Source organism: Pseudomonas sp. FP1740 (genome assembly GCF_030687165.1).
GTDB lineage: Bacteria > Pseudomonadota > Gammaproteobacteria > Pseudomonadales > Pseudomonadaceae > Aquipseudomonas.
The window spans coordinates 3,874,410-3,898,727 of sequence record NZ_CP117461.1 but is presented as its reverse complement, the minus strand read 5'-3'; the positions used below and the strand labels follow the sequence as shown (position 1 = coordinate 3,898,727).

Below are 24,318 nucleotides of genomic sequence, written 5' to 3'. Positions count from 1 at the left end.
TTCAATAGCCCATTTTCTGCGCGCGACTGCTGAAGAAGATGCCGCTCGGCGCGGTGGCGGGAAGGGTGCTCAGCTGCTTCAGGCTGTACGGATCCCAGACCTGAACCTGATCGCCATCGCGTAACGACAGCCACAACTGGTCGCCGCGCGCGGTGAATTCCATGTGCAGCACCGCCGGCCCCGGTCGCAGATCGGCGACCACGGCGTGGGTCTCGGTGTCGATGACCTGGACCCGATCGTTGTCCGGGTAGGCGAAATTGACCCACAGTTGCCGACCGTCCGGCCGCGACGTGACGAACACCGGTTGGCCGGCCACCGGGATGACAGCGGTCTGCTGCCACGAGCGGGAATCCATCACCAGCACCTGATGACGGCCGACGGCGGGTACGAAGGCCTGGTTGTCGGCAACGGCCCAGCCCTCCAGATGCGGCATCTTGTAGACGGGCAACTTCGCCTGGCCGCGTCCGTAATCACCGAGCACTCGCTGCACCCCGCGCTCGGGGTGCCAGAGGTCGAGTTGCGCCATGCCGTCTTCGCCGAACAGTCCAGCCATGTAATAGCGACCATCGGGGGTAATCAGCGCGTCGTAGGGTTGCTGGCCGATGCCGGTGAAGCGGCTGATCTGCGGCGTGTTGCCTTGACTGAAATCCGCGCTCCAGATCTCGCCGGTATCGAACAGGCTGAACACAAAACGCTGACCGGGCGCGTCGACCAGGCCGACCACCCGTGAGCGTTTGCTGCCATCGGCGAGCGGTGTCGCGGGAATATCGGCCACCTGTTGCAGAGTGACGGCATCGAACACCTTCACGCCGCCGGGCACGTAGTTGGAGACTGCGATCAACTTGCCGTCCTGACTGATGGCGCCGCCGATGCTGTTGCCGCCCTGGATGACGCGATGGTCGATGCGTTGGGTCAGCAGGTTGATTTTGCTCAACCCGCCGTCGCGGCCGAACACATAGGCATAACGCTGGTCGCGGGAAAACACCACCGAGGCATGGGACAAGTCGCCGAAGCCCTCGAGGCGGGCCAGCGCGGTGTGGGTAGCGCTTTCGATGATTTGCACGCTGCCGGTGGCGCGCTCCACCACCACGCCCAGATCGCCGGTACCACGCAAAGGTGACTGAGCGCAGGCGGACAACAACAGCCCGGTCGCCGCTAAAAGCAGGGTTGAACGGATCATGGTGCGGGGTATCCCTGGAGAAGAAGATCGACCAGCCAACGAATGTCGTCCGGGCTGAGCAATGGGCCCCAGCCGGGCATCGCGGTGCCGGGGCGGCCTTGGGTGACGGTGGCAATCAGGCTGTCCCGGGACTTGCCGGCCAGGGTTGCACGCGTCAGGTCCGGACCCAGCCCGCCGGTCATGTGCAGTCCATGACAGGCGCCGCAATCCTGGGCCAGCAGGTGCTCGAGTTGGGCCTGACGCTTGGCGTTCGGCGCCGCAACCGAGGTCGCGCAAAAAAGGAGGAGGGCCGCCAGAACCACTGCGTGTCGATGAACCATCATGGCGCCCTCCGTTGGCTATTTGAGACTCAGGACCCAAGTTGCAAGTGTCTTCGCTTCGTCATCCGTCACCGGGTTGGCCGGCATTGGTATCGGGCCCCAGTTACCTTGCGTACCGTTCTTGATGTGGTTGGCCAGGGTGTCCGTGGCACCGGCCACGCCAGCGTTCCGGGCGGCTACTTCCTTGAGTGCCGGGCCGACTAATTTAGTGTCGATGGAATGGCAGGCTGCACAGGGTTTGCTCTTGAACAGCTCCGGCGCGTCTTGGGCCACCACCGGTTGCAGGCTCAATGCGCCGGTCAGGGCGAACAGTGAAAGCAGAGTATTTTTCATGGTCGTTCCTTGCATTGATGGAGCTCAATAAATGTCGTGTTGGGTGTTGTAGACATTGAATTTCCCGGTGGGGGTAATCAGTCGTTTGTCCTTGATCACCGATTTGAGCTTCAGCGTTTTGTCGTCGATCACCACCAGTGCCGACTCCTCTGATTGGCCGCTCCACACGGAGAACCAGACCTCATCGCCGGCCTTGTTGTATTCCGGCTGCACGACCCGCATGGCGCCTTGCTTGATGCCTGCGTACTCGGCGATGGGCAGCACGGTGTAGCCGGTGTCGAGTTTGTCGAGGTTGAACACCGCCACCGACTGACTCAGCCTGGCGTCCGGGTTGAGGGTGGTGTCGACATACAGGTGGCGCGAGTTGGGGTGGGTTTTGATGAACAACGAACCGCCGCCCTGGCCCTTGAGCGAGGCGACCTGTTTCCAGGCGTATTGCGGGTGTTTGGCCGGGTCGGTACCGATAAGCGAGATACTGTCGTCTCCCAGGTGGCTGGTGGCCCAGACCGGCCCGTAGACAGGATGATCAAAGTTGGCGCCACGACCCGGGTGAGGGGTTTTGCCGACGTCCACCAGGGCGGCCAACCTGCGATCCTTGGAGTCGATCACGGCGACTTTGTTGGAGTTGTTGGCGGCGGTCATGAAGTAGCGATGGGTGCTGTCCCAACCGCCGTCATGCAGGAAGGGGGCGGCATCGATGTAGGTGATGGTGAGGTTTTTGATGTCCTGGTAATTGACCAGCATGACCTTGCCGGTTTCCTTGACGTTGACGATGAACTCCGGCCATTCGTGGGAGGCGATGATCGCCGCGACCCGGGGTTCCGGGTGATATTCCTGCTTGTCGACAGTCATGCCGCGGGTCGAGACGATCTGTTTGGGCTCCAGGGTTTCGCCATCCATGATGGTGAATTGCGGTGGCCAGTAGGAGCCGGCGACCGTGTATTTGTCTTCGTAGCCCTTGAACTTGGAGGTCTCCACCGAGCGCGCCTCGATGCCCACTTTGACCTCGGCGACCTTGGTCGGCTCCACCGGCCACAGGTCGATCATGTCGATCCGGGCGTCTCGACCAATCACCAGCAGGTAGCGACCGGAGGCAGAAATGCGCGAGATGTGCACCGCGTAACCGGTCTCGATCAGCTTGACGATTTTCTTGCTGTCACCGTCGATCAGGGCAATCTTGCCGTCATCGCGCAACGTCACCGAAAACAGGTTCGGCAGATTGAGTTTGCTCAGTTGCTTCTTCGGACGATCCTCGGGCTTGACCAGTACTTTCCAGGTTTTCAGCGTCTCGGCCATGCCCCATTCCGGTGGCGTGGGCGGTGTGTGCTGAATGAACTTGGCCATGGCCGTGATCTGATCCTTGGTCAGTGCATTCGATGTTCCCCAGTTCGGCATGCCCGCTGGTGAACCGAAGGTAATCAACGCCTCCAGATACGGTTGGCCGCGAGACTGGGTAATGTCCGGCGTCAGTGGTTTACCCGTGGCGCCTTTGCGCAGCACGCCGTGGCAGCCGGCGCAGCGCTGGAAGTAGATTTCCTTGGACGCGTCGAACTCGGCCTGACTCATGTCGGGCGCTCCGGCGGTTTTGACCATCAGCGGGCTGGCCGCAGCAGTGGCGGGTTCCTCGGCTCTGGCTGCGTGAGTCACCGCAAGGGCCAGCGCCGACCACAATGTGGCGACAGTCAGAGCAAACGTTTTTCTATTGCTGATCAGCATTCCATTTCTCCTCAGGCAAGACCTTTGCGATGTGCTGGAACGGCAGCGCAGAACGCAGGTTCTTAGTGCCGTGCAAGGCTATGCCCGAGCAGGCCAATGCTTGCTTGACCGCGATCAAGTTTGCCGGCCATGTCGCTTGCCAGGTTGTCGCAGGCGCCCGTAGCGTGTGGCTTGAATCCGCTTTTGGAACAGACAGCCCATGGACCGAATCCAGTCTTGCGAACCCTTCTATCAACCGCTCAATAATGAGGAGGCGCTGTTCGAGCAAGCCTGGCGACACGGCATGCCCGTACTGATCAAAGGCCCGACGGGGTGTGGCAAGACCCGTTTCGTCCAGCACATGGCCCATCGGCTGAAGCTGCCGCTGTACACCGTGGCTTGCCATGACGACCTGAGTGCCGCCGACCTGATCGGTCGTCATTTAATCGGTGCCCAGGGCACCTGGTGGCAGGACGGACCGCTGACCCGCGCGGTACGTGAAGGCGGTATTTGTTATCTGGACGAAGTGGTCGAGGCGCGGCAGGACACTGTGGTCGTACTGCACCCACTGGCCGATGATCGTCGCGAGTTGTTCCTGGAACGCACCGGCGAAGTGTTGCAGGCGCCATCCTCATTCATGCTGGTCGTGTCGTACAACCCCGGCTACCAGAACCTGCTCAAAGGCATGAAACCCAGCACCCGACAACGTTTCGTGGCGATGCGTTTCGGCTATCCGCCGGTGGCCGACGAAGAGCGTATTGTCAGTCGGGAAGCGCAGGTGGACAGCGCGTTGGCGGCGCAAGTGGTCAGGCTGGGGCAGGCCCTGCGAAGGCTGGATCAACATGATCTTGAGGAAGTCGCCTCGACACGGCTGTTGATTTTTACCGCGCGAATGATCCGCTCCGGCATGAGCCCGCGTGAAGCGTGCATGGCTTGCCTGGCCGAGCCGCTGAGCGATGATCCGCTGACGGTTGCGGCGCTGATGGGCGTGGTTGATGTCCACTTCGGCTGAGTCCAGGGGCGTTGCGCGTGGCCACCTGCCGGGCGATCTGGCGATGTGGTTTTTCATTTTGGCCGAGTTGTCGGTGTTCGCCATCCTGATTCTGGCGTTCGCCGTGACCCAGGCACTCAAGCCGCAGCTGTTCGGTGAAAGCCGTCAATTGCTCAACACCTCTACCGGCCTGGCGATGACCCTGAGCCTGCTCACCGCCGGGCTGTTCGCCGCGCTGGCTCAGGAGCAGGTCAGGCGCTCCCGGTCCCTCCACGGCGCCGTGCTTCTGCTGGCCGCGTTGCTTGCCGGCAGCGTTTACGTGGTGTTGAAACTTACCGAATACCGGCATTTGCTGGCCTCGGGGCTGGGCATGGAGCACAACACGTTTTTCACCCTCTACTGGATCCTCACCGGTTTTCATTTTCTCCATGTATTGCTCGGCATGGTCATTCTCGGATGGCTGGCCGAGCGCTGCCGTCGAGGCCTGTACAACGCCGCCAACCGCAGCGGGCTTGAATCGGGCGTGCTGTATTGGCACATGGTCGATCTGATCTGGGTCGTGCTGTTTCCGCTGGTGTACGTGCTGAATTGACGGAGGTTCTGATGTCGGCTTCCAGGTTGTTGCTCGTCTGCTGGGCAGCGTTGGCCACATTAAGCGTGTGCACCGTTGTGTTGTCACAAGTCGGCGCGACGTGGCTGTTGTCCATTGCCATTTTGCTGGTGGCGGTTGGCAAGGCCTGGCTGATCGCCGATGGCTTCATGGAGATGCGTCACGCGCCGCGATTGTGGCGCCGGTTGATGGTGAGCTGGGCGCTGGTGTTGGCGACCGTTGTGGGGCTGACGCTGGTGTTGTTCCGCTAGCCATCTGTGGCGTCCTGGTGCCTATACCCGACCAAAACCATCTGCCTTTCTTGATCGCCATCAAGCAGGTTTTACCCCCTCGCTTTCTATCATGAGCACGCCAAGCAAAGAGGAAGCGACCATGTCAGAGACCTTCACCAAAGGCATGGCCAGGAATATCTACTTCGGGGGAAGCGTCTTTTTCTTCCTGATATTCCTGGCCTTGACCTATCACACGGAACAGACCTTTCCAGTGCGTAGCAACGAAGCGCAGTTAACCGAATCAGTGATTCGCGGCAAGACGGTCTGGGAGCAAAACAACTGCGTCGGCTGCCACACGTTGCTGGGCGAGGGCGCCTACTTTGCGCCAGAGCTGGGCAACGTATTCCAGCGGCGCGGCGGGGAGGAGGGCTTTAAACCTTTTCTACATGCCTGGATGAAAATGCAGCCACTGGGTGTACCGGGCCGACGAGCGATGCCGCAGTTCAAGTTGAGCGAGCAAGAGGTGGATGACATCGCCGAGTTCCTCAAATGGAGCTCGAACATCAACACCAATGGCTGGCCGCCAAACAAGGAGGGCTAAGAGATGAGCATCGCTAATCCGCATCTGAAATTCGCCTCGCAAGCCGTGGCCAAACCGTACTTCGTGTTTGCCCTGATGCTGTTTCTCGGTCAGGTGCTGTTCGGTTTGATCATGGGGGTGCAATACGTGATCGGAGACTTTCTGTTCCCGATCATTCCCTTCAACGTGGCGCGGATGGTGCACACCAATCTGCTGATCGTCTGGTTGCTGTTCGGCTTCATGGGCGCCGCCTATTACCTGATTCCGGAAGAGGCCGACCGCGAACTGCACAGCCCGAAGCTGGCGATCATTCTGTTCTGGGTATTCGCCGCTGCTGGTGTGCTGACGATTCTCGGCTATCTGCTGGTGCCTTATGCGGGCCTGGCCAAACTGACGCATAACGAGCTGCTGCCGACCATGGGCCGGGAGTTCCTGGAGCAGCCGACCATCACCAAGATGGGCATTGTGGTGGTGTGCCTGGGCTTCCTCTATAACATCGGCATGACCCTGCTCAAAGGTCGCAAGACCACGGTCAGCATGGTGATGATGACCGGGTTGATCGGCCTTGCGGTATTCTTCCTGTTCTCCTTCTACAACCCCGGTAACCTGGCCCGCGACAAGTTCTACTGGTGGTGGGTGGTGCATCTTTGGGTGGAAGGCGTGTGGGAACTGATCATGGGCTCGATGCTCGCCTTCGTGCTGATCAAGATCACCGGTGTCGACCGGGAAGTCGTGGAGAAATGGCTCTACGTGATCATCGCCATGGCGCTGATTACCGGGATCATCGGCACCGGTCACCACTTCTTCTGGATCGGTGCGCCCGAGGTCTGGCTGTGGGTCGGCTCGATCTTCTCCGCATTCGAACCGCTGCCGTTCCTGGCCATGGTGATCTTTGCCTTCAGCATGGTGAAGAACCGTCGTCGGCAACACCCGAACCGCGCCGCCACGCTGTGGGCCAAGGGGACTACGGTCACGGCGTTCTTCGGTGCGGGTGTCTGGGGCTTTCTGCATACCCTGGCGCCGGTCAACTTCTACACCCATGGTTCGCAACTGACGGCAGCCCACGGTCACCTGGCTTTCTACGGTGCTTACGCGATGATCGTGATGACCTTGATCAGCTACGCCATGCCACGCTTGCGCGGGCTGGGTGAAGCCGGTGACGAGCGTTCGCAGACCCTCGAAATCTGGGGCTTCTGGTTGATGACCCTGTCGATGGTGATGATCACGTTGTTCCTCACCGCGGCCGGTGTCGTACAGGTGATGTTGCAGCGCTGGGCTGTCGATGGCAGTGCCTTGCCATTCATGTCCACGGTCGAGCATCTGCAAGTGCTGTTCTGGGCGCGTCTGGGTGCCGGTCTCGGCTTCTTCGCCGGGCTGATCTGTTACCTGTTCAGCTTCAAGCAACGTGGCCGCGCAGCCTTGCGCGCCCCGGCTGCGGTTGTGCCTTCATGAACGAGTGCAATAGCTAGAAAAGGTCGGCCCGGCTGATACAGCGGGCCGTTTTTTTGGTTTCCAGCAAGGGCAAGCATCATGGCGTTTACCGTCGAACTGGAAGAGTGGGTAGGCAGTGTCTGGCATCGTTTCATCACCCGGCGCGCGAGCCCTGATTTCCCCGAAGCACGGGTTGAACTGGCCAGCCAGCAACGCCCGCTGGCGCTGTTGTTCCGCGCCATGGGCGGTGCCAATGGTGTCGGTGTGGAAGCGGCCAGCGACCGCGATCTGCTGCTGCGCCGCAACGTGTTGCAGCAGATCGCCGGCACCTGCAAACAAGTGCCGTTGGCGTGGTGCGACGCGAGCAATTTGCGGCTGCCGTCGAGCTTGGCGGTGTTTCCTGAAGTGGCGTTGAACGAGGAACTCTATCGCTGGCTCGCGTTGCTGGCGGCGCAGGCCGGGCCGATGCGCCACTGGGGCCAGGACAATCAACGCTGGACGCAACAGCTGCTGCGACGCTATCCAGCGCTACGTGTTCGTTACCAACGACTGGTCGATGCCCATCTGCAATTGCGCCCCGATCCGGCCTCGTTGAACGCCAGCGAAGCGGCACTGGAACGGGCGTTATGCCAGGCGTTGCGCGAGCCCGGCAGTGTCGAGCATTTTCCCCGTAGCGAACGGGCGGCGTGGCCGCTGCCGCTGTGGTTGTATCCGCCACAAAACCTCGCCAGCCCCCAGGCTGCCGATCTGGGCGATGAATCCGAAGAGTTGTTGACCACCCCACCCGGCGAACAGAAAGGCGGGCGTAAACGCGCGACGCGGATCGACGAAAGCACCCGCGATGGCGGGCTGTTGGTGGTGCGTCTGGAGAACCTGTTCAGCTGGACCGAGCACGTGGACCTGGATCGCTGGTCGGACGACAGCGAAGACCCGGACGCTGCCCGAGTCGCCGACGACCTGGATGAATTGACCCTGTCGCGCACCCGTCTGCGCAAGGGCGGCGGTCTCAAGCTGCACCTGGATTTACCACCGGCCGATGTCGACGACATTCCCTTGGGCGAGGGCATCAAGTTGCCGGAGTGGGACTATCGCAAACAACGGATGCAGGACAGCTTAGTCAACCTGCAAATGCTGGTGCCCCGCGACTGTGAGGCGCAGCCGCTGCCGCTACGCTTGAAGCCCTCGGCGCACCGTTTGCGGCGTCAGTTCGAGCACCTGCGCAATGATCGTCAATGGTTACGCCAACAACCTCAGGGGTCAGAGCTGGACATGCAGGCCTGGCTGGATTTTCACGTTGAGCGCGAGCACGGCCAGTGCGCCGAACGCGGTCTGTTCATGGAGCAGCGGCAGACCCGCCGCGACCTGGCGTGCCTGTTGCTGGCCGACGTGTCGATGTCCACTGACGCCCACCTGAACGATCAGCATCGTGTCATCGACGTGATCCGCGACAGCCTGCTGCTGTTCGGCGAAACCTTGTCGGTGTTGGGTGATGATTTCGCCCTGTACGGGTTTTCCTCGTTGCGTCGTCAGCAAGTGCGCATGCAGGAACTCAAGTCGTTCATCCAGCGTTATGACGACACCACCCGAGGTCGTATTCAAGGTCTCAAACCGGGGTACTACACACGCATGGGGGCTGCCATTCGCCAGGCCACGAAACTATTGGGCACGAGCAAGCGGCGCAGCAAACTGCTGTTACTGCTGACGGATGGCAAACCGAATGATCTGGATCTGTATGAAGGGCGCTACGGTGTTGAAGATACCCGCCAGGCGGTGCTGGAGGCACGGCGTCAGGGGCTGACGCCGTTCTGTATCACGATCGATCGCGAGGCCGGGGATTACCTGCCGTACATGTTCGGCGCCAATGGCTACACCTTGATCCGCCAGCCCGAACAACTGCCCCTGCGCTTGCCGCAGTTGTACCGCCAGCTGACCCAACCGTGATGTCCTTGACCACCTGCACCCTTGTAGCAGCTGCCGAAGGCTGCGTTCGGCTGCGCAGCAGTCGCAAAACCATACAACGCGGTGTTTCAGTCGTACCGTGGGCTCAGGATTTACGACTGCTGCGCAGCCGAACGCAGGCTGCGCCAGCTGCTACAGGGATATGTGCGATCTTCAGCTGCGCGGCAGCCAGAAAAACATCACCACGCAAAAGACCGTCAGGCCAACGCAGAACCACATGAATCGGCGCTGTCGACGTTCCCCGGCGTGTTCAGCCAGTACCGGCAGGGGCATGCCGCATTGGTGGCACTCGGTTTCTTGTGACGGGTTGGCATGTTGGCAATACAGGCAGACGGGCATGGCGCTCACTCGAACTGTTCCAGGCGCAGACGATCAAGAATGGCAATCTGACGGCCGTCCTGGGTGATGATGTTTTCATCGATCAAGCGACGGATGATCCGCGAAAAGGTTTCCGGCTGGATCGACAGATGCCCGGCAATCAGTTGCTTGGCCATCGGCAGTTCGAATTGGCAGTCAACGGTTTGCTGGCGCACCAGTTGCGTCAGCAGATAACGCACGACCCGGTGGGTGGCGTTTTTCAGCGACAGGGTTTCGATTTCGTTGACCCGTTGATGTAAGCGAACGCAGAGCTTGCCCAGTAGTGCGAAGGTCAACCGACTATTGCTCTGCAGCAGGCGCATGTAGGTGCTGTTGGATAAACGATAGAGCTGGGTGGGGCAGATCGCTTCGGCCGAGGCCACATAGTTTGGGGTGTCCATCAGCATCATCGCCTCGGCGAAGGTTTGCCGCTCGCTGATGACCTCGAACACTTTCTCCTGCCCATCCGGTGCCAGCCGGTAGATTTTTACCGCGCCGGCAATCACGAAGTAGAACGCATCGGCCGGCTCGCCCTGACGGAACAACGGCTCGCCTTTGTCGATGCTCAGCAATTGGCTGGTACTCATCAATTCGTCCAGCTGTTCTTCGTTCAACGGCTCGAACAGATGATGACTGCGCAGAATCTGGTGATGGACGCGGTGAAGCACCATGAGAATTCATCCTGAAGATTGAGAAGGGGGGCTGGTGATCAAGTCAGACGAGGCCCAGGGAAACGCCGCTGGCCACGGCCAGGATTGAGGTCAACACCACGAACCAGGCCAGTGGCTGGATGACTTTTTTCATGACGACTCCGGGTAATCGAGAGGGATCCAGGGTTTCTGTAAGGTTGCCCATGCTGAGCAAGACGCGGGCCAGGCCCGGAGGCCCTTGTTTAGTGAGGTTCTCAGGTGTGAGGGTAAAAAAGACTATGCTGCCTGGGGTGTAAATAACCCTTAAATGGTCATTTCTACCCTGAGCCGATCACCCCGTGGCGAGGGGGCTTGCCCCCGTTCGGCTGCGCAGCAGTCGTAAAACTGGTTGATGGGTTCTATATGACGCGTCGCGGATGCTGGTTTCAGGAGCGCTTCGCACTCCAACGGGGGCAAGCCCCCTCGCCACCGGGGTTCGAATGAGTATCGGGGCACGCCCCTTGCACACTTGATCTGCGACAACGGCAATGGATCGGCAATACCCGATGATTGCCCCTGGATTTACCTCGGCGCCTGCGGGTTGGTGTCAGGTCAGCAACAAGGTAGAGGAGTGGTTTTATGCAAGTGCTTGACCGCCGTAAAGCGATGGCAATCACGCCGCTGTTTCGGCTGGCCTTTCGGCCATTTTTCCTCGCCGGCTGCCTGTTGGCGGTGCTGGCCATTCCGCTCTGGCTGGCGGCGTTCAGTGGTTCGATTTCCAACTGGCAACCGGCGGGCGGTTGGCTGGGCTGGCATCGTCATGAATTGTTGTTCGGGTTCGGCTTGGCGATTATCGCGGGCTTTCTGTTGACGGCGGTGCAGACCTGGACCGGTCGCCCAGGCCTCAGCGGCAAACCGTTGGCCGCGCTGGCGTTGCTGTGGTTGTTGGCGCGGGTGGCCTGGCTGGCCAATGCGCCATGGCCGTTGCTCGCCGTGCTGGAACTGGCGTTCCCGTTGGCGGTGGCGGTACTTATGGGCTTCACCTTGTGGAAAGTGCGGCAGAAACGTAACTACCCGATTGTGGTGGTTTTGCTGTTGTTGGCCGTGGCTGACGGGTTGTCCCTGTATGGTCTGGTCGAGGGGCATGAAGGCTGGCAACGCCAGGGCGTGCTGAGCGGCATCTGGCTGGTTGCGGCGATGATGGGGTTGATCGGCGGGCGGGTGATTCCGTTCTTCACCCAGCGCGGCCTTGGTCGGGTGGAAGGCGTTGCCGCCTGGCCCTGGCTGGATCGCCTGCTGTTGGTCGGTTCGCCGCTGGTGGCGTTGTTGTATGCCGCAGGACCTGCGCTCGCCGCCGATGTCTGGGTGGGCCTGCTGTTCGCGGTGCTGGCGGCAGGGCATCTGGTGCGCCTGGTGCGCTGGCATGACCGGGCACTCTGGCGCGTGCCGTTGTTGTGGTCGCTGCATCTGGCCTATGGCTGGCTGGCGGTGGCGTGTCTCGTGATGGCGCTGTGGCATTTCGGTGTGCCGGTTAACCCGAGTCTGGCGGTGCATTGCCTGACCATAGGGGCCATGGCTGGCCTGGTGCTGGCGATGATCGCGCGGGTCAGCCTCGGCCACACCGGTCGCCCCCTGGAACCGCCCTCGGGCATGACCCTGGCCTTCATTTTGCTCAACCTGGCGTGTCTGAGCCGGGTGGTGTTGATCCTGTTTTTCCCCTTGGCCGCATTGTGGTTGGCGGGCCTGTGCTGGACGCTGGCGTTTGCGCTGTATGCCTGGCGCTATGGGCCGATGCTGTTGCGGGCCCGGGTCGACGGTCATCCGGGATGAATACGCGAATGAATGGAGGCAGCCGCTGATGTATCCCTTTTTACTGGTCACGCATTTGCTGGCGGCGATTGCCTTCATCGGCACGCTGTTTTTCGAGGTGGTTATCTGGCATCGCGCTCGCCAGCAGTTGACGGACGTATCGCAAGTGACGGCGGACCAGGCGATTGCCGTGCGCTCGCGCAAAGTGCTGCATGGCGTGGTGTTGCTGTTGTATGGCGCCGGCATCGGTTTGGCGTGGCAGTACCGGGGCGCATTGAGTCAGCCGTTGGCCAGCAGTTTTGCTACGTTGCTGAGCCTGAAAATTTTATTGGCCCTGAGCATCATCGGTCATTACTTGCTGCTGGCCTATTGGCTGACCCACGGGCGCCTGACCGCGACCCGCGCAAGCTGGATTCGCCGCAGCATCCTCGGGCACATGGTGTTGATCGTGATCCTGGCCAAGGCCATGTTCTATTGGCACGGCTGATCGCAATTCGTCCCTCATAAACAAAACCCGCGTCATCCGGTTGGATGGCGCGGGTTGGGGGTGGCCGACTATCGATCAATGGCGGGGGTTCAGGGCATTAATGAACAACACGTTGTTTTCCAGGTGGATGTGTTGCATCAAGTCGTCTTTGAACTCCAGCAGCCCGCGATAGAGGGCGCGCCAGGTGTTGCAGGCATCGGCCGGCGGGATGATGTGATTGGTCAGGGCGAGCATTTTCTCCAGTGCTTCACCATGTTGATCATGCTCGAAGCGCAATACCTGGATCGGCGGCGCCGCTTGAGGACCGATGCCTTGTTGCAGCATCGGGAACAGCACCTGTTCTTCCTTGAGCATGTGGCCTTCGAGTTCCTGTTGCATGTCGGTCAGAAGGTCGGCCAGGCCGTTGGGGCAGCTGCTGCGCGCACCATGGACCTGCTCGACGCGCCGGGCCAGTCGGATCAGCTCCGGCAGTTGCTCGCGGTGGCGGGCGTGGTAGCGCGCCAGAAGGTGGGCGATCAGCAGTTCGGACGGTTCGTTGCGCCAGTCGTGTTGGGTTTCGCCGGCGTCTTGCAGAATCTGCAGGGCGTCGGCAATGAGGACCGGATCGAGGTTTTTGCCAAGGGCCGCTTCGCGCAGGCTTTTATGCCCGCCACAACAGAAGTCCAGTTTGAAGGTGTGAAAGATCCGGGTGGCACCGGGAATGTCGCAGGCCAGTTGGTCGAGGCTTTGTTCCAATAGGGGCTGGCTCATCAGGGTTCCTTGTTTAGGTTTCAACAGGTTCCCCAGGCCTATTGCATCCGGCATGCCATTTTCAACTGATTGAAAACCATGGATTAATTTTTAGTTGTGGTGATATTCACCCTGATGCTTCAGGGTGAATCCAACCATAGAGGGTGATGACTACCATGCTGCGAGAAAGCCTGGCGGCCGACCTGATCGTCGAGTTGCCCAATGCCGTGCGGTTGCAACGACTGGTCCAGACCCTGCGCGAATACTTCAACAGTGGCGCCGTGGGCTTGCTGCGCCTGGATGACGACAGCCTCAGGCCCGTTGCGACGGTGGGGCTGGTTCATGAAGCGTTGGGACGGCGGTTCGTCATTGCCCAGCATCCTCGGCTGGCGGCAATCATGGCGTCGCGCGAGCCGACCTGGTTCGAGCCCGACAGTCGCTTGCCCGACCCCTATGATGGCTTGCTCGACAACCACATCGGCGAGCCGCTGCCGGTGCATGACTGCATGGGCGTGAGCCTCTATGTCGAGGGGCGGATCTGGGGCGCGATCACCCTCGATGCACTGCACGCCGGGACCTTTGACAACCGGGCGCGGGAAGAACTCAAGCGCTGCACCTTGCAGATCGAAGCCGCCGTGCGGGTCACCCGCCTGGAGCAGGAAAACCGCAGTTTGCGCCTGTCCCGCAGCGATCCCCAGGACTTGCGCATGCCCGTCGGAGAGGGCGAGATCCTTGGGCAGAGTGAGGTGTTGCATCAGTTGCTCAATGAGCTGGATGTACTGGCCGATTCCGATCTGCCGGTATTGCTGCTGGGCGAGACCGGCGTCGGCAAAGAGCTGTTCGCCCGGCGCCTGCATCGTCTTTCAAGGCGCCACCACAAACCGCTGATACAGGTTAACTGCGCCGCCTTGCCAGAGTCGCTGGCAGAGAGTGAGTTGTTCGGGCATGTCAAAGGCGCCTTTTCCGGTGCTACGAGTGACCGTGCCGGACGCTTCGACGCCGCCAACGGTGGCACGCTGTTTCTCGATGAAGTCGGGGAGTTGCCCTTGAGCGTGCAAGCGAAATTGCTGCGCACCCTGCAAAACGGTGAGATCCAGCGTCTGGGCGCCGACAAGCCGTTGCACGTCGATGTGCGAATCATCGCCGCCACCAACCGGCACCTGCCGGACAGCATTCGCGACGGCTTGTTTCGGGCCGATCTGTATCACCGGCTCTCGGTGTATCCGGTGCCGATTCCGGCCCTGCGCGAGCGTGGTCACGATGTGTTGATGCTGGCCGGGCATTTTCTGGAGCTCAATCGGGCGCGGCTCGGCCTGCGAGGTTTGCGTTTGTCGCCAGCGGCGGAGCGAGCCTTGCTGGCATACACCTGGCCGGGCAATGTGCGCGAACTGGAGCACGTCATCAGTCGGGCGGCGTTGAAGCAGCTCAGTCGCGGGACGAGTCGCACATCGATCATGACGCTGGAGCCAGAGGTTCTCGATCTCGACAGCCCGATGGCAGCACCGGCGGCAGAGGTCGAGCCATCCCGGGACATTACGGCTGATCTACCGTTCCAGCCCTTGGGCGAAGCCGTCGACGATTACCAGCGCAGGAAGATCCTCGAGGCCCTGAGCCTGTCCGGGGACAACTGGGCCAGCGCCGCGCGGATGCTGGAAGTCGACCCCAGCAATTTGCACAAACTGGCGCGACGCCTGCGTCTGAAGTAGGTCAGGGCGCTGCCGCGTCGACGCTCGGTGTTGATGGCGGTCAAGGTGGTATCGCGCAGTGCCTCGCACACTGCGCAAAACCTTCCGGAGATCACCGTCATGCCCCTGTCCCTGGCCCAAATGCGCCGTAACTACACCCTTAATGGCCTGCAAGATGAGGCTGCGCTGGACGATCCGCTGGCGATGTTCCGGCAATGGCTGCAACAGGCCCGCGACACCGAGTGCGCACCTGTCGAGGCCAATAGCATGGTGCTGGCGACGGTCGATGATGAAGGGCGGCCGCACTGTCGGGTGCTGTTGCTCAAAGGCTTGAGCGATGAAGGTTTTACTTTTTTCGGTAATTATCAGAGCGACAAGGGTCGGCAACTGGCCGCCAATCCCTATGCCGCCATGACGTTTTTCTGGCCGGGGCTGGAGCGTCAAGTGCGCATCGAAGGCCGGGTGTCCAGGCTCGACCCGCAACTCTCGGATGCATACTTCGATTCCCGCTCGATGGCCAGTCGCCTGGGCGCCTGGGCTTCACCGCAAAGCCGTCCGTTGGCCAGTCGTGCCGCGCTGGAGTCGATGCTGGCGCAGACCATCAAGCGCTTCGTTGGCCAGACCGTTTCGCGCCCCGAACATTGGGGCGGTTATTGCCTGCACCCTGAACGTCTGGAGTTCTGGCAGGGCCGTGCCGACCGCTTGCATGACCGCCTCGATTACCGGTTGCGAGATGGTGTATGGCAACGGAGTCGTTTGGCGCCTTGAGCGACGAGTAAGTTCCCCCGTAGCAGCTGCCGCAGGCTGCGTTCGGCTGCGCAGTAGTCGTAAAATCAGGCACTGCGGTACTCCAGACAAACCGTGTAAGCAGGGTTTACGACTGCTGCGCAGCCGAACGCAGCCTTCGGCAGCTGCTACGGGCGTGAGTCCCCCATTAATCCTTAGACGCCGACGAGGTACCTCCTTGGAGGAATAGGCTCGTTCGCTATTCCGGTTCAGGCTTTGGGCCATACCCTCATCTACGGGAAAGCCTGGACATGGCCCATCTGACGCAACGCAGTTTCGAACCCCTGAACATTGCCGTGCTGACCATCAGCGATACGCGCACCTTTGACACCGACACTTCAGGACAGACCCTGACGGATTTGCTGCAAACGGCCGGGCATGTGTTGATCGATCGGGATCTGGTCAAGGACGACATTTATCAGATCCGCGCCACCGTTTCCCGGTGGATCGCCGACCCCAAGGTGCAAGTGGTACTGATGACCGGTGGCACCGGTTTCACCGCTCGTGACAACACACCGCAAGCGGTGCTGCCACTGCTGGACAAACATGTGGAAGGCTTCGGCGAACTGTTCCGCCAGGTGTCGCTGGAGGAGATCGGCATGTCCAGCCTGCAGTCCCGGGCTCTGGCCGGGATGAGCAATGGTGTACTGGTGTGCTGCGTTCCTGGCTCGCCGGGTGCCTGTCGGACCGCGTGGAACAAGATTCTGCTTGAGCAACTGGACAGTCGCACCGGCCCGTGCAATTTCGCCCCGCATTTGAAAGCGCAAGCGCAGCGGGTCATCGACGCCTGCGAGACACGCACATGAGCGGCCGGGTGTGCGACCTCGGCCACCTGATGCCGGTGGACGAGGCCATCAGCCGTCTGCTGGACCAGGCACCACCGCCACCCCTGGCGCAAATGGTTCGTCTGGATCAAGCCTTGGGGCGGGTGCTGGCGGCGGACATTCATTGCCCGGTGAACCTGCCGGCCTGGGACAACAGTGCCATGGACGGGTATGCCCTCAGGGCTGGTGACCTGCCAGCGGAAGGTGGCTGTTTGACGATTGGCGGGCGAATTGCGGCGGGGGATCAGGCGCGCTCGCCCTTGCTCGCGCAGCAAACGGTGCAGATATTTACCGGCGCGCCATTGCCACCGGGTGCCGATACCGTCGTGCCGCAAGAGCGCTGCCGGGTCGAAGGCGAGCGGGTCTGGTTCCCGCCCATAGCCGTTGGCGATCACGTACGCAAGGAGGGCGAGGAAGTTCGCCGCGGGCATCTGCTGCTCAAGGCCGGCAAACGCCTGCGCGCGCAAGAACTGGGATTGCTGGCCGGTGCCGGGATTGCCCGGGTCGAGGTCTATCGGCCGTTGCAGGTGTGCCTGCTCAGCAGCGGTAATGAACTGCGTGAGCCGGGTGATCCTTTGGCGCCGGGGCAGATCTACAACAGCAATCGTTACTGCCTCGCTGCATTGTTGCGCGGCTGGGGCGTCGAGGTGCATGACTATGGCGTCATGGCCGATGAGTTGGTGGCCAGCCGGCATGCCTTGAGCCTGGCGTCTTCGGAATGCGACTTGCTGTTGAGCTCCGGTGGCGTGTCGGTCGGCGAGGAAGATCACCTCAAACAGGCCATCGAGGAACTGGGCAGTGTGGATTTCTGGCGGCTGGCCATCCAGCCGGGTAAACCATTGGCCTATGGCGAAGTGGCCGGTAAGCCGTGGATCGGTATGCCGGGAAACCCATCGGGGGCGCTGATTACCGCGTTGGTGGTGGTGCGTCCGTTCCTGCTCAGGGCCCAGGGTGTGACTGACGTGCTGCCAGTGCCGTTGGCTGTACCCGCCGGGTTCGACTGGTTGCAGCGTAACAAGCGTCGACAATACCTGCGGGCCAGGTTGATGCCCGGTGCCGATGGCCAGTTGAGTGTGGAACTGCACCCTCAGCAAAGCTCGGCCATGTTGACCGCCGCGTGCTGGGCCGACGGGCTGGCGGTGATCGAGTGCGAGCAGCAAGTGCTCAAGCACGACAACGTGATGTTCCTGTCCTTCGCCGACCTGATGCAGTGATGGCAATTGATTGCCGTCAAGGCTATGCCTGCCGGTCTGGCTAGACTGGCAGCGCCTTTTTCGAACGGCGCGCCACAAGCGCCGGGCGATGGTCGAGACGCGTTTTTTCATGAGGATTACCCATGCAACTGGTCTGCCCGGCAGGGAACCTGCCTGCGCTTAAAGCGGCGGTGCGCCAAGGTGCCGATGCCGTCTATGTCGGCTTTCGCGATGACACCAACGCCCGGCATTTCGCGGGGCTGAACATGGACGACAAACAGTTCGACGCCGCCGTCGCCCACATCCGCCAACATCAACGCAAACTCTACGTCGCGGTCAATACGTACCCACAACCCAAGGGGTGGGAGCGCTGGCAACGGGCGGTGGATCGTGCCGCCGATTTCGGCGTCGATGCGCTGATCGCCGCCGACCCCGGGGTGCTCGACTATGCCTGTCAGCGTCACCCGCAATTGGCCCTGCATCTGTCGGTTCAGGGTTCGGCAACCCATGCCGCGGCGCTGGAATTTTATGCGCAGCGCTACGGCATTCGTCGCGCGGTATTGCCACGGGTGTTGTCGTTGGCGCAGGTGCGTCAAGTCGCCGCCAGCAGCCCGGTGCCCATCGAGGTCTTTGGCTTCGGCAGCTTGTGCATCATGGCCGAAGGGCGTTGCCACCTGTCTTCCTACATCACCGGCGAGTCGCCGAACCTGTGCGGTGTCTGTTCGCCAGCCAAAGCCGTGCGTTGGAGCGAGGACGCCGAAGGCTTGAGCGCGCGCCTCAGCGAAGTGCTGATCGATCGCTACACCCCAGACGAATCGGCCGGTTACCCGACCTTGTGCAAAGGCCGTTTTCTGGTCGATGGCAAGCGCTTTCATGCGCTGGAGGAGCCCACCAGCCTCGACACCCTGGACTTGCTGCCGGAACTGACAGCCATCGGCGTCGAAGCGGTGAAAATCGAGGGCCGCCAACGCAGCCCGGCGTATGTCGAACAAGTCACCCGGGTCTGGCGCGCGGCATTGGACGCTCACCGTGGCGCGCCAGGCAGTTTTCGGGTCAAGGAAGAATGGCGTCAGGTGCTGGCCGGTTTGTCCGAAGGCAGCCAGACCACCCTGGGCGCTTATCATCGATCATGGCAATGAGGGACGCGACATGAAGCTTAGCCTGGGACCGGTCCTGTTTTATTGGGACAAAGAGCAACTCAGCAACTTTTACGCCGACATGTCGACCTTGCCCCTGGACGTGATTTATCTGGGGGAAACCGTGTGTTCCAAACGCCGGGCCTTTTCCCTGGATCAATGGCTGGGGCTGGGGCGCGAGTTACAGGAATGCAGCCAGGCACAGTTGGTGCTTTCCAGCCTGACGCTGATCGAGGCTGCCTCCGAACTCTCCAGCCTGCGCCGGCTGTGCGACAACGGCCAATTGCTGGTGGAGGCCAATGACATGGGCGCGGTGCAATTCCTGGCCGAGCGCAAGTTACCTTTCGTGGGCGGCCCGGCGCTCAATCTGTACAACGGCCACTCATTGGCACAATTACTCGACAGCGGAATGACTCGCTGGGTGCCGCCCGTGGAGTGTTCGGCGGCGCTGATCAGCGACGTGATCGGGCAAGTGCGCGAGCTGGGCCGTGCAGTGCCGGAAGTTGAAATCTTCGCCTATGGGCATCTGCCGTTGGCCTATTCCGCCCGCTGTTTCACTGCCCGTGCAGAAAACCGGCCCAAGGACGACTGCCGGTTCTGCTGCATCAACTACCCCGATGGCCTGGCGCTGACCAGCCAGGAGGGGCAACCACTGTTTACCCTTAACGGTATTCAAACGATGTCGGCCGAGGTGACCAATCTGCTGGCCGATTACGCCGGACTGGTGGCCTGCGGTGCCGATCTGTTGCGCTTGAGCCCTCGTGCTCAGGGCATGGACGAAGTGATCGCGGCCTATCAACGGGTTCGTCTGGGCGAAACGCCGCCGCTGTTCGTCGAAGGTTGCAATGGCTATTGGCATGGTCAGGCCGGCATGCTGCGCGTCGAGGAGGTTGGCCTGTGCTGAATCGAAAGAAGTGGCTGTTGAAAGGTGCCGACCGGTTGTTGCCACTGGTGCGCCGGGTGCCTTTTGCCGTGCAGCGCCTGGCGTTGCAGCAGGCGCTGAATCGCTGCCTCGCCGAGCCATTGCGCGAGGGCGAGTTCGAAGTGCTGCGCGGACGTTGGCTGTGCTTGCGGATTCCGGACCTGGGTTTGTCCTGGTACCTGACGCTCAGTCGTCAGGGCTTGCGGATTGCCGAGCACGCTACGGCGAACGTGACCATCAGCGGTAACTGGCGCGAATTTTTATTGCTGGCCAGCCGTCAGGAAGATCCGGACACGTTGTTCTTTCGCCGGCGACTGGTCATCGAGGGCGATACCGAACTGGGGCTGGCGCTGAAGAACCTGATCGACAGCCTTGATCCCGATGTTCTACCCGTGTGGTTGTGGCGCAATCTGGAGCGAGCGGGGAAGGGCTTGGCGGCGGGGTAATCGACATCGTTCGGTCCTGCTCTGTGGGCCTTCCAACGGGGCAGATCAAGATCAAATGCCAAAGCAACAGCAGCCGTTCCCACACTGATCGTTCCCACGCTCTGCGTGGGAATGCCGCCGGGGACGCTCCGCGTCCCGCTGTCGACGCAAGGCGTAAGTCCTGCGCACTGGTGACGCGGAGCGTCACGGGATGCATTCCCACGCGGGAGCATGGGAACGATCATTACGCGCAAGCGTTAAATTGCGTTGATCATCAGACCATCCTTGCCTGACGGTTTTCATGCTGCCGGGCATCACTGGCAATCAACCGCCTGATCCCTTCAAACAACTCATCACTCTGCGCCTGTGTGCAGTCCTCGCCATAGCGTTTGCGCAGCCCGTAATGGCTGAGAATCAGGTGCACATCAGCATGCAGGCCATGCTGCTTGAGGCAGTTCTCGACGCATTGCAGCGGGCAGCCGTCCAGCGCGAAGATCCGGCGCCCCGAACGCGCTTTGTTGACCAGCGCTGTCACATGCCCGCCGACACCAACGATGCAGGACATTTCAGCGAGACCACTGCGATCCAGGCGCACGGCCAGGGTGTTGGCCAGTTGGGCGACATTGGAGCAGCCTGAGCAGGAGTAAACCAAAGGCAGGGTTGAATGGGGCATTTGCACTCTCCGTGGATGGGCTCTGTCAGTGTGCAAGAGGCATGGCAGGACGCCTTGATGACGGTCAATTCCGACTATTGGAAAGCGGCCAGTTCCTCTTCAGCGAGGATGCTGATGTGGCGTCGCTCCATGGCAATCAGGCCGCTTTCCACCAGGCGATGCAGTATCCGCGAAAAGGTTTCCGGTTGAATTCCCAGCTTCGACGCCACCAGGCGTTTGGACATCTGCAAGACAATCTGGCCGGTCACCGGGTGGCGTTCCTGGAACAGGAAATTGATCACCCGACGGCTCGCACTGGCCATGGTCAAGGTATCGATATCGCGCAGACGCAGGTGCAGGTGAACGCTCATGCTCGCCAGGATGGCCAGGCAGACTTTCGGCTGGTCCTCCAGGGCATTGCGGTAATGGTTGCCGTCGATGCTCACCAGCACGCTGTCCTTCAGCGCGGTGGCGCTCACCGGATACAGACGAGCCTGGCTGAACAGCAAGGCTTCGGCAAAAGTCTGGCCGGGCTGAATGATCTCCACCAGGTTCTCCTGGCCTTCGCCGGTGAGCCGGTACAGCTTGACCTGGCCGCTGACCAGCAGGAAAAAACGCCTGGCCGGATCCCCTTGATGCATGAGCGTACTGTGACAACTCAGGCGCTTGAGCATGGCCAGGCCGCAGACTTCCTCGAAGACTTTCTCCGGCAGTTGGCTGAACAGATGATGACGGCGCAACGTTAAAACGATGGAAGGGTGAGTCAGCATGGCGTACCTCCGCTGACGACCATAGTAGAGAGCGCAGGCTCGATGACCTATGCCTCTGCAGGCCTACCTCCAAAGAGGAATACCCGTCAGCCGGCGTTGCGCAGATGTTCCATGGCCCACACAGCCGCCTCTACCCGTGAGCGCAAGCCGAGTTTGTGCAACAGGTTTTTGACGTGAACCTTGACCGTTCCTTCGGTGATGCCCAGCTTGTGCCCGATGACCTTGTTGCTGAAGCCGCTGGCGATGGTTTTCAGCACCTGACGCTCACGCTCGGTCAGTTCCACCACGGCCTGACGCGCAGGAGCACGCAGCGCTTGCGCCATGACTTGGGTCAGTCCCGGGCTGATCACCAGCGCGCCGTTCAGGGCATCGCGGATGTACTGAATCAACAATTCGGGCTCCATGTCCTTGAGCAGATAGCCGTCGGCATCCAGGCGCAGCGCATCGCGAATATCGTCTTCGGCGTCCGATACCGTAAACAGCAGGACTTTGCCGGTGTAGTGCATGGCTCGTAGTCGGCGCAGGGTTTCGATGCCATTCATTTGCGGCATGTTGTTGTCGAGCAAAACCAGATCCGGTTGAAGCGGCTCAATGAGACTGAGTGCTTCTTCACCCTGGCTGGCTTCGCCGACGATCAGGAAATCATCTTCGAGTTCGAGCATCTGGCGAATGCCGTGACGCATCATCGGGTGATCGTCTACCAGCAGGATTTTGTGTTGTGGGGACGGGGTCATGTGGCGCTACCTTCTGTTTGCTGCCCGAGAAACTCCGGGTGGAATTCCAGTTGGACACGGGTGCCTTGGGGCTCCCTGGAAAATATCTGCAGTTGGCCGCGCAAGCTGCGAGCCCGCTCATCCATGATGTTCAGGCCGTGGTGTTCGCGCTGGTCGACGTTGCCACTGAACCCACGCCCGTCGTCTTCGACCGACAACCTGACGGTCTCGCCATCCTGGCGCAGTTGCAGCCAGGCGTTTTGCGCATGGGCGTGGCGCAGGCAGTTGGAGAGCGCCTCGCGGGTGATCTGCAAAATGTGGATTTGTTCGCTGGCCGATAGCTGAAAGGCCAGCGTGTCGACGTGCAGGTGCACCTGAAACTCTCCGCGACGGGAAAACTCCTCGGCCGTGTCCTTGAGTTCCTGTACCAGTCCCGCGTCGTGAATCTGCAAGCGAAACGTGGTCAGCAACTCGCGCAACTGGCGATAGGCATTGTTCAGTCCCTCGCGCAATTCGCTGGTGACGGTTTCCAGGGTCTGGACCGGTTCGCCCCGGCGCATCAGGGTTTGCATGCGGCTGACTTGCAGCTTCATGTAGGACAGGGCCTGGGCCAGTGAATCGTGCAGCTCGCGGGCGATGATCGTGCGTTCTTCGAGCAGTAGCAGGCGATGATCCTGTTCCCGTTGACGCTTGAGCGAGAGCGAGGTGCCGATCAGATTGGCCAGGGCCTGGATCAGTTGGGTTTCCCAGGCTTGCATGGGGTGCCCGTCGACAAAGTGCGCCTTGAGTTCCCCCAGTTCACTGCCCTGGTTGCTGATGCTGAAGATTTGCGGGTTGGTTTTAGGGTGTCGCTGGCACGTGGCGCAGTCGCTACTGGCGCAGACTTCCCGGATGTTCGCGCCATGCAGGGCGAGCAGCTGCTGGGCCGGTGCCTGCAACTGTCCCTGCAGGCACAGCGACAGGCGCAAGCCGGGCAGGCGTTGCTGGAAGCGCCGAATCAACTCATCCAGGCCTTCGGCATTGGCCAGGCGTGTGGCCAGGCTTCGGCTGCTTTGATACAGAAGCTCCAGGGCCGCGTTGGCTTGTTGCAGGTTCAGGGTTTTCTGCTGGACCTGACTTTCCAGGGTGCGATGCGACTCTTCGATCGTCTCGGCCATGGTGTTGAAACTCATGGCCAACTGGCCCAGCTCATCCTCGGACTGATGGTTGACCCGCACCTTGAAGTCGCCGCGACGAAAGCGCTGGGTTGCATCCACCAATTCCTTCAAGGGGGTGACAACGCCGTACTGCAGTTCGTAGAGCCCGAGCAGCAGGACGATCATGGTGGTGAACAGGGCCAGGCCCTGGATCGCCTGTTGCCAGCCTTGCTTTTGTTCGCTTTGGCGCTGCAACAGATCGACGAACTGGTTCAGTTGCTCAACGAAGGACTGGGCCTGGGCCTGAAAGGCTGCCGCATCGCCGCGCTCCAGTGCCGGACGCAAATCCTCATTCCAGTGTTGCTGGATTTGCCCATAACTGAGTTGCAATGCGGTGGTCGGGCCATCTTCCAGTACCGCTTTGAGAGAGTGGCTGTCCAAGCGGTTTTGCAGGCTGTCGATGATGGCGGTGATTTCTTCGTCGGCGACGCCAGCGGCGAGTTTCCAGCTCAGGTGATAGGTCTCCATGCGCACCGAGCCGGCGGTGTTGATGGCAGCGGCATCGCCCTGGCTGAACCAGGCGATCAGCCCGGCGCTCAATGAACTGGCGAGCGCCAGCACGGCGATCAGGATCACCGCCAGCCCGGCGCGAGCGGGCAGGGAGCTGCGCAACCAGCGGATCATCGGCGCAGGTCCGGGAAAGCGATAAGAAAACAGAGCATGCACGTTCCAGCGTGGGGTTTTGCCGCCGTTC

26 protein-coding genes are annotated in these 24,318 nt (G+C 61.0%); 15 read left to right on the top strand and 11 right to left on the bottom strand.

The genetic code is table 11. The annotated features are described in order from the left end of the window. Position 1: 1 nt before the first annotated feature. From PSH69_RS17430 to PSH69_RS17415, 4 genes are read right to left on the bottom strand one after another with little or no spacing between them, the layout of a single operon-like run. Positions 2-1,180, bottom strand: a complete 1,179-nt coding sequence (locus PSH69_RS17430; RefSeq protein ID WP_305409230.1) for a cytochrome D1 domain-containing protein — start codon at positions 1,178-1,180, stop codon at positions 2-4. Beyond that, positions 1,177-1,503 (bottom strand): cytochrome c, encoded by a 327-nt coding sequence (locus tag PSH69_RS17425; RefSeq protein ID WP_305409229.1) that lies wholly within the window; start codon positions 1,501-1,503, stop codon positions 1,177-1,179. Before PSH69_RS17425 ends, PSH69_RS17430 begins: the two co-directional genes overlap by 4 nt. Before the next feature lie 15 nt (positions 1,504-1,518). Then, complete coding sequence (locus tag PSH69_RS17420; RefSeq protein WP_305409228.1) at positions 1,519-1,833, bottom strand: c-type cytochrome; 315 nt, start codon at positions 1,831-1,833, stop codon at positions 1,519-1,521. A 24-nt stretch (positions 1,834-1,857) separates the two neighbouring features. Then, positions 1,858-3,549 carry a cytochrome D1 domain-containing protein gene (locus PSH69_RS17415; RefSeq protein WP_370695211.1) on the bottom strand — a complete coding sequence of 564 codons (1,692 nt, stop codon included), beginning with the start codon at positions 3,547-3,549 and terminating at the stop codon, positions 1,858-1,860. A gap of 208 nt (positions 3,550-3,757) precedes the next feature. Between PSH69_RS17415 and PSH69_RS17410 the strand changes: the two genes are divergently transcribed. From PSH69_RS17410 to PSH69_RS17385, 6 genes are all read left to right on the top strand, one after another. Then, the gene (locus PSH69_RS17410; protein WP_370695265.1) at positions 3,758-4,540 is read left to right on the top strand and encodes a CbbQ/NirQ/NorQ/GpvN family protein; all 783 of its coding nucleotides are present in this window, start codon (positions 3,758-3,760) and stop codon (positions 4,538-4,540) included. After that, the gene (locus PSH69_RS17405; RefSeq protein ID WP_305409227.1) at positions 4,524-5,111 is read left to right on the top strand and encodes a cytochrome c oxidase subunit 3; all 588 of its coding nucleotides are present in this window, start codon (positions 4,524-4,526) and stop codon (positions 5,109-5,111) included. Before PSH69_RS17410 ends, PSH69_RS17405 begins: the two co-directional genes overlap by 17 nt. Positions 5,112-5,122: 11 nt before the next feature. After that, positions 5,123-5,380: a cytochrome C oxidase subunit IV family protein gene (locus tag PSH69_RS17400; RefSeq protein ID WP_305409226.1), complete on the top strand. Its 258-nt coding sequence runs from the start codon at positions 5,123-5,125 to the stop codon at positions 5,378-5,380. A gap of 121 nt (positions 5,381-5,501) precedes the next feature. Next, complete coding sequence (locus tag PSH69_RS17395; protein WP_018927787.1) at positions 5,502-5,942, top strand: cytochrome c; 441 nt, start codon at positions 5,502-5,504, stop codon at positions 5,940-5,942. 3 nt (positions 5,943-5,945) lie between these two features. Next, entirely contained in the window at positions 5,946-7,373 is a 1,428-nt protein-coding gene (locus PSH69_RS17390) for a cbb3-type cytochrome c oxidase subunit I (RefSeq protein WP_111454563.1), read from the top strand. 78 nt (positions 7,374-7,451) lie between these two features. Then, the gene (locus PSH69_RS17385) at positions 7,452-9,293 is read left to right on the top strand and encodes a nitric oxide reductase activation protein NorD (RefSeq protein ID WP_305409225.1); all 1,842 of its coding nucleotides are present in this window, start codon (positions 7,452-7,454) and stop codon (positions 9,291-9,293) included. Between the two features lie 171 nt (positions 9,294-9,464). Here PSH69_RS17385 and PSH69_RS17380 read toward each other — a convergent pair whose 3' ends face one another. Together PSH69_RS17380 and PSH69_RS17375 are read right to left on the bottom strand one after the other, a co-directional pair. Next, positions 9,465-9,650 (bottom strand): protein DnrP, encoded by a 186-nt coding sequence (locus tag PSH69_RS17380; RefSeq protein WP_370695264.1) that lies wholly within the window; start codon positions 9,648-9,650, stop codon positions 9,465-9,467. A 5-nt stretch (positions 9,651-9,655) separates the two neighbouring features. Further along, complete coding sequence (locus PSH69_RS17375; RefSeq protein ID WP_305409223.1) at positions 9,656-10,339, bottom strand: Crp/Fnr family transcriptional regulator; 684 nt, start codon at positions 10,337-10,339, stop codon at positions 9,656-9,658. A 597-nt stretch (positions 10,340-10,936) separates the two neighbouring features. Here PSH69_RS17375 and PSH69_RS17370 point away from each other — a divergent pair. Both PSH69_RS17370 and PSH69_RS17365 read left to right on the top strand, forming a co-directional pair. Continuing rightward, positions 10,937-12,127, top strand: coding sequence for an NnrS family protein (locus tag PSH69_RS17370; RefSeq protein WP_305409222.1), 1,191 nt, complete (start codon positions 10,937-10,939; stop codon positions 12,125-12,127). 28 nt (positions 12,128-12,155) lie between these two features. Continuing rightward, positions 12,156-12,593 (top strand): hypothetical protein, encoded by a 438-nt coding sequence (locus PSH69_RS17365; protein WP_105341008.1) that lies wholly within the window; start codon positions 12,156-12,158, stop codon positions 12,591-12,593. A gap of 75 nt (positions 12,594-12,668) precedes the next feature. Here PSH69_RS17365 and ytfE read toward each other — a convergent pair whose 3' ends face one another. Continuing rightward, positions 12,669-13,343, bottom strand: coding sequence for an iron-sulfur cluster repair protein YtfE (gene ytfE, locus PSH69_RS17360; RefSeq protein WP_305409221.1), 675 nt, complete (start codon positions 13,341-13,343; stop codon positions 12,669-12,671). 155 nt (positions 13,344-13,498) lie between these two features. Here ytfE and norR point away from each other — a divergent pair, with 155 nt between their 5' ends. From norR to PSH69_RS17325, 7 genes are all read left to right on the top strand, one after another. After that, a complete protein-coding gene (gene norR / locus PSH69_RS17355; protein ID WP_305412844.1) occupies positions 13,499-15,028 on the top strand; it encodes a nitric oxide reductase transcriptional regulator NorR in 1,530 nt (509 codons plus the stop codon). Between the two features lie 99 nt (positions 15,029-15,127). Further along, complete coding sequence (pdxH, locus tag PSH69_RS17350; RefSeq protein ID WP_305409220.1) at positions 15,128-15,775, top strand: pyridoxamine 5'-phosphate oxidase; 648 nt, start codon at positions 15,128-15,130, stop codon at positions 15,773-15,775. A gap of 269 nt (positions 15,776-16,044) precedes the next feature. After that, positions 16,045-16,599, top strand: coding sequence for a molybdenum cofactor biosynthesis protein B (moaB, locus tag PSH69_RS17345; RefSeq protein ID WP_305409219.1), 555 nt, complete (start codon positions 16,045-16,047; stop codon positions 16,597-16,599). Continuing rightward, a complete protein-coding gene (gene glp, locus PSH69_RS17340; RefSeq protein ID WP_305409218.1) occupies positions 16,596-17,831 on the top strand; it encodes a gephyrin-like molybdotransferase Glp in 1,236 nt (411 codons plus the stop codon). The genes moaB and glp overlap by 4 nt, the downstream gene beginning before the upstream one ends. Positions 17,832-17,953: 122 nt before the next feature. Beyond that, on the top strand, positions 17,954-18,949 hold the full coding sequence (locus PSH69_RS17335) for a peptidase U32 family protein (protein WP_305409217.1): 996 nt from the start codon (positions 17,954-17,956) through the stop codon (positions 18,947-18,949). A 10-nt stretch (positions 18,950-18,959) separates the two neighbouring features. After that, complete coding sequence (locus PSH69_RS17330) at positions 18,960-19,850, top strand: U32 family peptidase (RefSeq protein ID WP_305409216.1); 891 nt, start codon at positions 18,960-18,962, stop codon at positions 19,848-19,850. After that, positions 19,844-20,314, top strand: a complete 471-nt coding sequence (locus tag PSH69_RS17325) for an SCP2 domain-containing protein (protein ID WP_019649068.1) — start codon at positions 19,844-19,846, stop codon at positions 20,312-20,314. Before PSH69_RS17330 ends, PSH69_RS17325 begins: the two co-directional genes overlap by 7 nt. Before the next feature lie 253 nt (positions 20,315-20,567). Here PSH69_RS17325 and PSH69_RS17320 read toward each other — a convergent pair whose 3' ends face one another. The 4 genes from PSH69_RS17320 to PSH69_RS17305 form a co-directional block, all read right to left on the bottom strand. Continuing rightward, positions 20,568-20,966 (bottom strand): putative zinc-binding protein, encoded by a 399-nt coding sequence (locus tag PSH69_RS17320; protein ID WP_305409215.1) that lies wholly within the window; start codon positions 20,964-20,966, stop codon positions 20,568-20,570. Between the two features lie 74 nt (positions 20,967-21,040). Then, on the bottom strand, positions 21,041-21,715 hold the full coding sequence (locus PSH69_RS17315) for a Crp/Fnr family transcriptional regulator (RefSeq protein WP_192351179.1): 675 nt from the start codon (positions 21,713-21,715) through the stop codon (positions 21,041-21,043). 86 nt (positions 21,716-21,801) lie between these two features. Beyond that, positions 21,802-22,449, bottom strand: a complete 648-nt coding sequence (narL, locus tag PSH69_RS17310; protein ID WP_018927806.1) for a two-component system response regulator NarL — start codon at positions 22,447-22,449, stop codon at positions 21,802-21,804. Then, positions 22,446-24,248: a HAMP domain-containing protein gene (locus PSH69_RS17305; RefSeq protein ID WP_305409214.1), complete on the bottom strand. Its 1,803-nt coding sequence runs from the start codon at positions 24,246-24,248 to the stop codon at positions 22,446-22,448. Before PSH69_RS17305 ends, narL begins: the two co-directional genes overlap by 4 nt. Between the last annotated feature and the right edge of the window lie 70 nt (positions 24,249-24,318).